This window comes from Leuconostoc sp. (assembly GCF_965300815.1).
Genome location: NZ_CBDKZH010000060.1, coordinates 1 through 8546 on the forward strand (window position 1 = coordinate 1; position 8546 = coordinate 8546).

Below are 8546 nucleotides of genomic sequence, written 5' to 3' on the forward strand. Positions count from 1 at the left end.
ATAAAAAATAATTTTGTAAAGGGGCACAACGCATGAATAACGCAGGCGTGACGGTTGGTTTAGATATTGGTACCACATCAATTAAAGTTGTGATTGCACAGACAACTGGCAACCAGTTTAATGTGATTGGTGCGGGTACTGCACCATCACGTGGTTTACGTAAAGGCGTAATCGTTGATATTGATGCGACGGCCAGTGCAATTCGCGAAGCCATCGATCAAGCGCAAGAAAAAGCAAATATTCAAATTAATGAGGTTGTCGCGGGTATCCCAGCTAACCAAATCGAAATGATTCATGTGGATGGTTTAGTATCCATTGCCAATCAAAATAAACGCATTACCTATGACGATGTACAACATGTGACACAACAAGCTTTGTCAAATAACTTACCAGCTGATCGTGACGTCATCGATGTGATTGTTGATGAATTTAGCGTGGATGGTTTTGATGGCATCAAAGACCCCCATGAAATGATTGGTGTGCGGCTTGAGATGCGCGGCACAGCCTATATTGGACCAAGTAAAATTTTAGATAATACAAGAATTGCCATTCAAAAAGCCGGCGTTTCATTGCGTGAATTCGTGTTAGCCCCGTTGGCAATTGGGACCAGTATTTTAAATGACGGTGAACAAGACTTTGGCACAGTATTAATCGATTTGGGTGGTGGACAGACAACAACGTCTATCATTCATGATCGGAAACTTAAGTTTAATACAGTTGATTTGGAAGGTGGCGACAACGTCACCAAGGATATTTCGACTGTTTTGGGCACATCATATGCAAATGCTGAACGTATTAAGCGCGATTATGGGTTTGCTGACCCAACTCAAACGCGTGATGACCAAACATTCTTGATCGATGTGGTTGGTGAAAGTCAACCACAAACAATCTCTGAAAAGTATTTGTCAGAAATTATTGCAGCTCGTTTAGAACAAATTTTCACGCGTGCCTTTGAACCATTACAGGCCGTTAACGGACTGAATATGCCAGGTGGTTTTGTCTTAACCGGTGGCAATGCCGCACTCCCTCGAATGGTTGACTTTGCGAAAACCATTCTTGGTGAGAATGTTCGCTTGTTTGTACCTGATCAAATCGGTTTGCGCCATCCTTCATACACGCGCGCCATGGCTTATGCCATGTTTGCTTCGCGTGAAAGTATGACGCAACAAGTCATCAAGCAAGTGATTATGGCCCAACACGACAACACAGCCTACGTGCAATCTGATGCGACAATTTCAATGACGCCACAGACAAACGTTGAGACAACTGATGCAAACGCCAAGCCATTTGACCATTACCAATATGGTCGTGAAGATGTGCAACCCAAAAAAGGGTTCTTTGGCCGTTTGACACAATCAATCAAAAATTTATTTAGCGAAGATTAACATAGTTAAGGAGACAACTCATGGATTTTTCAATTGATGACGCCCAAGAAGCTGGCGCAATCATTAAAGTTATCGGTGTTGGTGGCGGTGGATCAAATGCTGTTAACCATATGATCGAAGAAGGTGTCAATGGCGTTGAATTTATCGTGGCTAACACGGATGTGCAAGCCTTAGATAAGTCAAAGGCTGACATTAAAATTCAAATTGGCCCAAAGTTGACAGGTGGTTTGGGGGCCGGTTCAAATCCCGAACGTGGGACAAAAGCGGCCGAAGAATCAGCTGAAGACATTGCTTCAGCCCTTGCTGGTGCCGACATGGTCGTGATTACAGCCGGCATGGGTGGTGGTACTGGTAACGGTGCTGCTCCCGTTGTGGCTCGTATTGCCAAGGAACAAGGCGCTTTGACAGTGGCCGTGGTAACGCGACCATTTAAGTGGGAAGGCCCAAAGCGTGGTCGTTTTGCTGCGGAAGGTTTGCAAGCCTTGTCAGAATCAGTTGATTCATTGATTGTGATTACCAACGAACGTTTGAAGGATCGTATCGATTTGCGCACACCTTTGTCAGAAGCCTTTAAGGTGGTCGATGAAGTGGTTGCTCAAGGTGTTCGTGGTATTTCTGAATTGATTACCAACCCAGGCTTTATCAACTTGGACTTTGCTGATGTGAAGACTGTGATGCAAGATGCCGGTCCTGCCTTGATGGGTGTCGGTCAAGCAAGTGGTGAAACACGTGCCGCGGATGCGACAAAGCAAGCCATCTCATCACCATTGCTTGAAGTGGATATGTCAGGTGCCGAAGATGTCTTGTTGAACATTACTGGTGGCTTGGATATGTCATTGTTTGAAGCACAAACAGCTTCAGAAGTGATTGCCCAAGAAGCTGGTCGTGAAGTCAACGTTATCTTCGGAACGTCAATTGACGAAAACCTTGGCGATTCAATTCGCGTGACGGTGATTGCGACTGGTTTGCAAAAAAGCGCCAGCGAAGCAGCGCCAAAGCAACCAACGCAAAAGGCAAAGCCAGCTAACCTATTTGGCACACCGTCTGCTGACGCAGCACAAGCTGCAGCAACAAATTCTGTATTTGAAAAGCTGGTGGCAGATAATGTGCAAGCGCACCCAACGCCAACACAAAATGATCCATTCGCTGATTGGAACATGAGTGGGGCGTCAAAGGATGCCTTTGCTGAAGACGAACGATTTGATGGCGTTCAAAAGCAAACATTTGATGTTTTTAACACGCCAACGTCAAATCAAGCACCAGTCGACTTTTCAAATACTGAAGATGAAGACGAACAACCACCTTTCTTTAAGAAACGTTAATAAAGGCGTGTTCGTTGGCAAGACAACGATTATGTGATAACTATTGCGATGTGATAGCGCAATGATGTTGACCATAATAGAGCACCAACAAACGCGGTTAAGGAGAAACCATGGCATTAGGCGAGACACTAAAACGGCTCTTCAGTAATGAAGAAGACGATGTATATGAAGAAGGATATGGCACGGGTTATCAAGAAAAGCCCCAACAAGCCTACCAACAGCCTGTACAAGCAAACCCACAACAAAACACTTACTTTCAACGTCAAGGCCCACAAGCTGCACAACCAATGACGACAGATCCAAACAATGCCAATAGCAAAATTGCTTTGTTTGAACCAAAAGTTTATTCTGATTCACGGGCCATTGCCTCTCAAATTTTGGGTGGCGAAGCCGTCATTGTTAATTTCACACAAATTGACGAAGCGCAAGCGAAGCGCATCCTGGATTTCTTGGGTGGCGCAGTTTACGCCGTTAATGGTGAAATTGAACGTATTGGACAATCCATCTTTTTAGTAACCCCTGATACATTTGAAATTTCAGGGACATTAACTGATAATTTGGAACCCAACACGCGGTACTAAGCTATGCTTGAAATTTTAAGTTGGGTTATTCGAATTGCACGTTACTACGAGTATGCAATTATTATTTACATCTTGATGACATGGTTGCCAGGTGCGCAACAATCTCGTGTTGGCCAGTGGCTTGCACGAATCGTTGTACCGTATTTGAACTTATTCCGTTTCATTCCGCCAATCGCTGGTGTGCTAGATTTGTCACCAATTATCGCTATTTTGGCTTTGAATTTTGCCGTCAGTGGCTTGACACATCTTGTGTTATTGTTCGTCTAATATGGCAGAAGCAACAACAGCTATTACGCAGCATTTCCGACCAGAAGAAGCACCGTTTATTCAACTTGCGAGTGATTGGATTCGGCAAAGTGAAGATGAATATCGTACAATTCTCACACCATTTTTAAACCCAAGAGAACAGTACATTCTGACAACGCTGGTTAACCGAGCTGATGATTTAACCAGCCATTTTGATGGTGGTGTGTCGGGTGCTGAAAGCCAACGGGCAATCATTGCGCCAGCAGTTTATGAGATTGATCAGACAGCGTTTGAATTAGCGGTATTGGAAATTAATTATCCAACAAAGTTTACTGAATTACATCACGCAGCCATTTTGGGGGCGTTGATGCATGCCGGCATTAAACGAGCAGTCGTGGGTGATATTCTTGGACAGGACCAACGGTGGCAAATCATTGTCGACAGTAAAATGCTGACCTATATTCAGCAAACTGTGACGATGATTGGTCGGGTGAAAATCACTTGGACAGTGTTACCGTTGACACAGGCGATCACAGCGCAGGATGATTGGGAAGAAACCTTTACGTTACTGCCTTCGTTACGGTTAGATGCGGTTATTGCAGCAACATTTGATATCTCAAGAAGCTTAGCGAAAACGTTGATCACACAACAACAAGTGCGTTTGAATTGGGTGACACAGGCTAAACCTGATCACACTGTTGAAGTTGGTGATCTGATTTCCGTTCGCAAGTACGGTCGGGTAAAGCTGGCTATCCTGGATGGCTACAGTAAAAAAGATAAAATTAAAGCACTTTTTCATATTATTCATCGATAACATGGCAAAGCGTTTTGTTTAAAAGGAGACGATGATGGGATTAACACCAGATGAAATTTTAAATCATGAATTTACTAAAAAGGGCTCACGTGCGTATGTTGCCTCTGAAGTTGATGCCTTTTTGGATCAAATCAACAGTGATTACGAAGCACTCATTGCAGATCGTGACCGCTTAGTGCATGAAAATGCACAACTACAAGTTCGCGTGGATGAATTAGAAGCTAAGCGCGAACAAGTTAACCAATCAATTTTTGTTGCCCAAGAGGCCGCTGATCGCTTAAAGCAAGATGCTGATGCTGAAGTTAAAAAGCAATTGATGCACGCACAAGAATCTGCGACAAAGATTATTAGCGATGCACGGACAAAGGCTGCAGCAGAAGCGACATATCTTGCAGAAGAAAATGCTGCCTTGGTCGCTGAACAAAACCTATTGCGTGCCGAAGTGGAAAGTTTCAAAGATTCCTTCTTGAAATTATTGGCACAACAGCGTACACTATTAGAAAATGGTGATTTAGCGGAAGCTGTTCATCGTTTACCAATGGGTGAAGCGACAGCTCACCGCGTTGGGCAAGTGACTGTTGAAGCAGCATCAGTTGATGATGTTGTTGAAGAAGAAGTGATTGCGGAAGCAGTAGTCGCTGAATTTGAACAAGGGCCAGTTGTCGTGTTTCCCGAAGCGGAAACGCCAGATCATAATTAATAAAAAGCGTAACACAGAAAGATTGGTTAACATACGTCAAGCGAGTCATGGTGGTTGGAGATGACCGTCCCTGTAACCTTTCAGATCAGTTATTGAGTTTGTTGGACTGAACAAATAGTAAGTTCAAACGGTGCAGATCGTTAACACTGACTTGAGGGGTGTTTTATGCACCCGAAGTTGGGTGGTACCACGCGAAAGCGTCCCTAGGCATTTGCCTAGGGACGCTTTTTTATGGCTTATCATTTGAAAAAAATCAAATAGGAGACAATTGATGAAATATAAAGACACATTGAACTTAGGAAAAACTGATTTTCCAATGCGTGGGTCACTGCCTAAGACAGAACCAGTACGCCAACAAAAGTGGTATGATGAAAATTTGTACCAAAAGCGTTTGGCACAAAACGAAACAAAGCCACATTTTAATTTGCATGATGGCCCACCGTACGCCAATGGGAATATTCACCTGGGTCACGCTTTGAACAAAATTTCAAAGGATATTATTGTCCGTTATAAGAATATGGCGGGCTTCTATGCCCCATATGTACCAGGTTGGGATACGCATGGCTTGCCAATCGAACAACAACTTACCAAAGCCGGCCACGATCGCAAGTCAATGCCAAAGGCCGCTTGGCGTGATTCGGCCAAGGACTTTGCCTTAGAACAAGTTGATAAGCAACGCCAAGACTTTAAGCGCTTAGGCATTATGGCCGATTGGGAAAACCCGTATATTACGCTACAACCAGAATTTGAAGCCGCGCAAGTTCGCGTCTTTGGTGAAATGGCTGGTAAGGGTTACATCTTTAAGGGCTCAAAGCCGGTTTATTGGTCATGGTCGTCTGAATCAGCCTTGGCTGAAGCGGAAATTGAATATCATGATATTGATTCAACGTCACTTTATTATGCCAACCGCGTGAAAGATGGCAAGGGTATTCTTGATTCAGATACGTACTTAGTGGTTTGGACGACAACACCATTTACGGTAACAGCTTCACGTGGTATCACGCTTGGCCCTGACATGGATTATGTTGTGGTGCAACCCGAAGGGGAAACGCGTAAATTCGTCGTGGCAGCCGGTCGATTAGAAGCCATTGCGCCTAAGTTTGGCTGGGACAAGTATGAAGTACTCGCTACTTACAAGGGCCGTGAATTAGACCGTATCACAGCTTATCACCCATGGGATGAAGACGTTGAAGAACTGGTGATGAATGGGGATCACGTCACGCTCGATTCTGGTACTGGATTAGTTCATACAGCACCTGGATTTGGTGAAGATGACTTTAACGTTGGAAAAGAATACGGTCTTGAAGTTGCGGTGACAGTTGACGAAAAGGGCTACATGACTAAGAATGCTGGTGCAGACTTTGAAGGTAAGTTCTATGATGACGTCGTTGGTCTTGTGATTAACAAATTATCTGAAGCCAATGTTTTCTTGGCCAAGGAAAAGATTACCCATTCTTATCCATTTGACTGGCGGACCAAGAAGCCAATCATCTGGCGTGCCGTGCCACAATGGTTTGCTTCAGTTGAAAAGTTCCGTCAAAATATCTTAGATGAATTGGACAACGTGAATTTCTACCCAGAATGGGGTAAGAAGCGCTTGTACAACATGATTCGTGACCGTGGTGACTGGGTTATCTCACGTCAACGTGTCTGGGGTGTGCCATTGCCAATTTTCTATGCGGAAGATCAAACACCAATTCTTGATCAAGCAGTGATTAATCATGTTGCTGATTTGTTTGAAAAGTATGGCTCAAACTATTGGTTTGAACATGACGCAAAAGACTTATTGCCAGAAGGCTACACCAATGAACATTCACCAAATGGTATCTTCACTAAGGAAGAAGATATTATGGATGTGTGGTTTGATTCAGGTTCATCTTGGGCAGGGGTCATGAACACGCGTGAACAGCTTGATTATCCAGCTGATTTGTATTTGGAAGGATCAGATCAATACCGTGGCTGGTTCAACTCATCATTGATCACGTCAGTGGCGGCAACTGGTCATGCACCATATAAAAATGTGTTATCACAAGGCTTTACGCTTGATGGTAACGGCAACAAAATGTCAAAGTCATTAGGGAACACAATTTCACCACTTGATGTGGCGGATCAAATGGGGATTGAAATTCTTCGTTTGTGGACAATTTCTGTGGACACTTCACAAGATATGCCAGTGTCAAACGACATCTTGAAGCAAGTGTCTGAAAGTTACCGTAAGCTACGTAACACATTGCGTTTCTTGATGGCCAACACTTCTGACTTTAACTATGCAACAGATGCTGTGCCATTTGCCGACCGTGCTGGCCATGATCAATACTTCTCAGTCTTGTTAAACGACTTTGTCAAGGATATTCGTGGTTATTACGATAACTATCAATTTAACGATATCTTTAAGCGGATGATTAACTTTGTTAACGTTGACTTGTCAGCGTTCTACTTGGATATTGCCAAGGACGTTGTCTACGTTGAAGCACCAACGGGTCATGCGCGTCGCTCAATGCAAACCGTCTTCTACGAAACATTGTTGGCATTGACGAAGTTGATGTTGCCAATTTTGCCACATACAGCTGAAGAAGTATGGGAATACTTGCCAAATGAAACAGCAGCATTCGCTTACTTATCAGAAATGCCAGAAGTGCAAGATCTTGGAGATACCAGTGACTTATTGGCCAACTGGGCTGCCTTTATGACAATGCGTGATGCCGTCAATAAGGCATTAGAAGAAGCACGATCAGCTGAATTGATTGGTAAGAACGCAGAAGCAGCGTTGACGTTGTATTTGACCGCTGAACAGGCAAAAATGTTGTCTGATCTTAACGCCGATGTACGACTTTTGTTGATGGTATCACAGTTGCACATCGAAGACGAAGCACAAGCTGGCGATGCCAAGTCTTATGATGGTGTTCGGATTAAGGTCACTCATGCGGCCGGCGGTGTATCACCACGTGATCGTATGTATCACGAAGATTTGGGTGCTGATCCAGCTTTCCCAGAATTATCAAAGCACGAAGCAGAAATTATTCGTGAATTCTATCCGGAAGCATTAACCGAAGGTTTTGAATAACTAGCTTAAAAAGTTACGATTTTGTCTCGTAACTTTTTTTGTTACAATTAATCATGTTAGCGCTTACTTTTTGCTAAAAATCGCGCTATACTGGATTTAAAATGATAAGCTTTAGCATGAAGGAGATAACATCACATGGCCATGGGTAACAAGAAATTGCTGTTAGTTGGTGATCAGACGCCAACGATCACCCGACTGGTGTCGGCAATAAAAAAAGCAGCCACGGCACAAGAAAAAAGCTATACGATTGTTGTGACTTCCCACTCCCATGTTGACGAGCAATTGCGTGCGGTGCAGCCAGATATTGTCTTATTGACACCCCGATTGGCTTATCTTAAGGCAGAAATGCAACGTCTAACCGATGAGTTTGGGGTGCCATTAGCGGTGATTAAGTTAACTGATTATACGCAACTGGCTGGTGATCACATCTTGTT

General features: G+C 43.8%; 8 protein-coding genes. All 8 read left to right on the forward strand.

The window, feature by feature from the left end; translation table 11 throughout:
• The first annotated feature begins 32 nt into the window (after positions 1-32).
• Entirely contained in the window at positions 33-1385 is a 1353-nt protein-coding gene (gene ftsA / locus ACW12G_RS05095) for a cell division protein FtsA (protein WP_029509126.1), read from the forward strand.
• Positions 1386-1405: 20 nt separating this feature from the next.
• On the forward strand, positions 1406-2707 hold the full coding sequence (gene ftsZ, locus ACW12G_RS05100) for a cell division protein FtsZ (protein WP_048700016.1): 1302 nt from the start codon (positions 1406-1408) through the stop codon (positions 2705-2707).
• 110 nt (positions 2708-2817) lie between these two features.
• Positions 2818-3288 (forward strand): cell division protein SepF, encoded by a 471-nt coding sequence (locus tag ACW12G_RS05105; protein ID WP_095652454.1) that lies wholly within the window; start codon positions 2818-2820, stop codon positions 3286-3288.
• Positions 3289-3291: 3 nt separating this feature from the next.
• On the forward strand, positions 3292-3555 hold the full coding sequence (locus ACW12G_RS05110) for a YggT family protein (protein ID WP_010001958.1): 264 nt from the start codon (positions 3292-3294) through the stop codon (positions 3553-3555).
• 1 nt (position 3556) lies between these two features.
• Positions 3557-4348: a YlmH family RNA-binding protein gene (locus tag ACW12G_RS05115; protein ID WP_146976475.1), complete on the forward strand. Its 792-nt coding sequence runs from the start codon at positions 3557-3559 to the stop codon at positions 4346-4348.
• Positions 4349-4382: 34 nt separating this feature from the next.
• A complete protein-coding gene (locus tag ACW12G_RS05120; protein ID WP_455647423.1) occupies positions 4383-5048 on the forward strand; it encodes a DivIVA domain-containing protein in 666 nt (221 codons plus the stop codon).
• A 271-nt stretch (positions 5049-5319) separates the two neighbouring features.
• On the forward strand, positions 5320-8112 hold the full coding sequence (gene ileS, locus ACW12G_RS05125) for an isoleucine--tRNA ligase (protein WP_455647421.1): 2793 nt from the start codon (positions 5320-5322) through the stop codon (positions 8110-8112).
• Positions 8113-8247: 135 nt separating this feature from the next.
• A partial coding sequence (locus ACW12G_RS05130; protein ID WP_455647422.1) for a PTS sugar transporter subunit IIB occupies positions 8248-8546 on the forward strand: 299 nt, incomplete at its 3' end.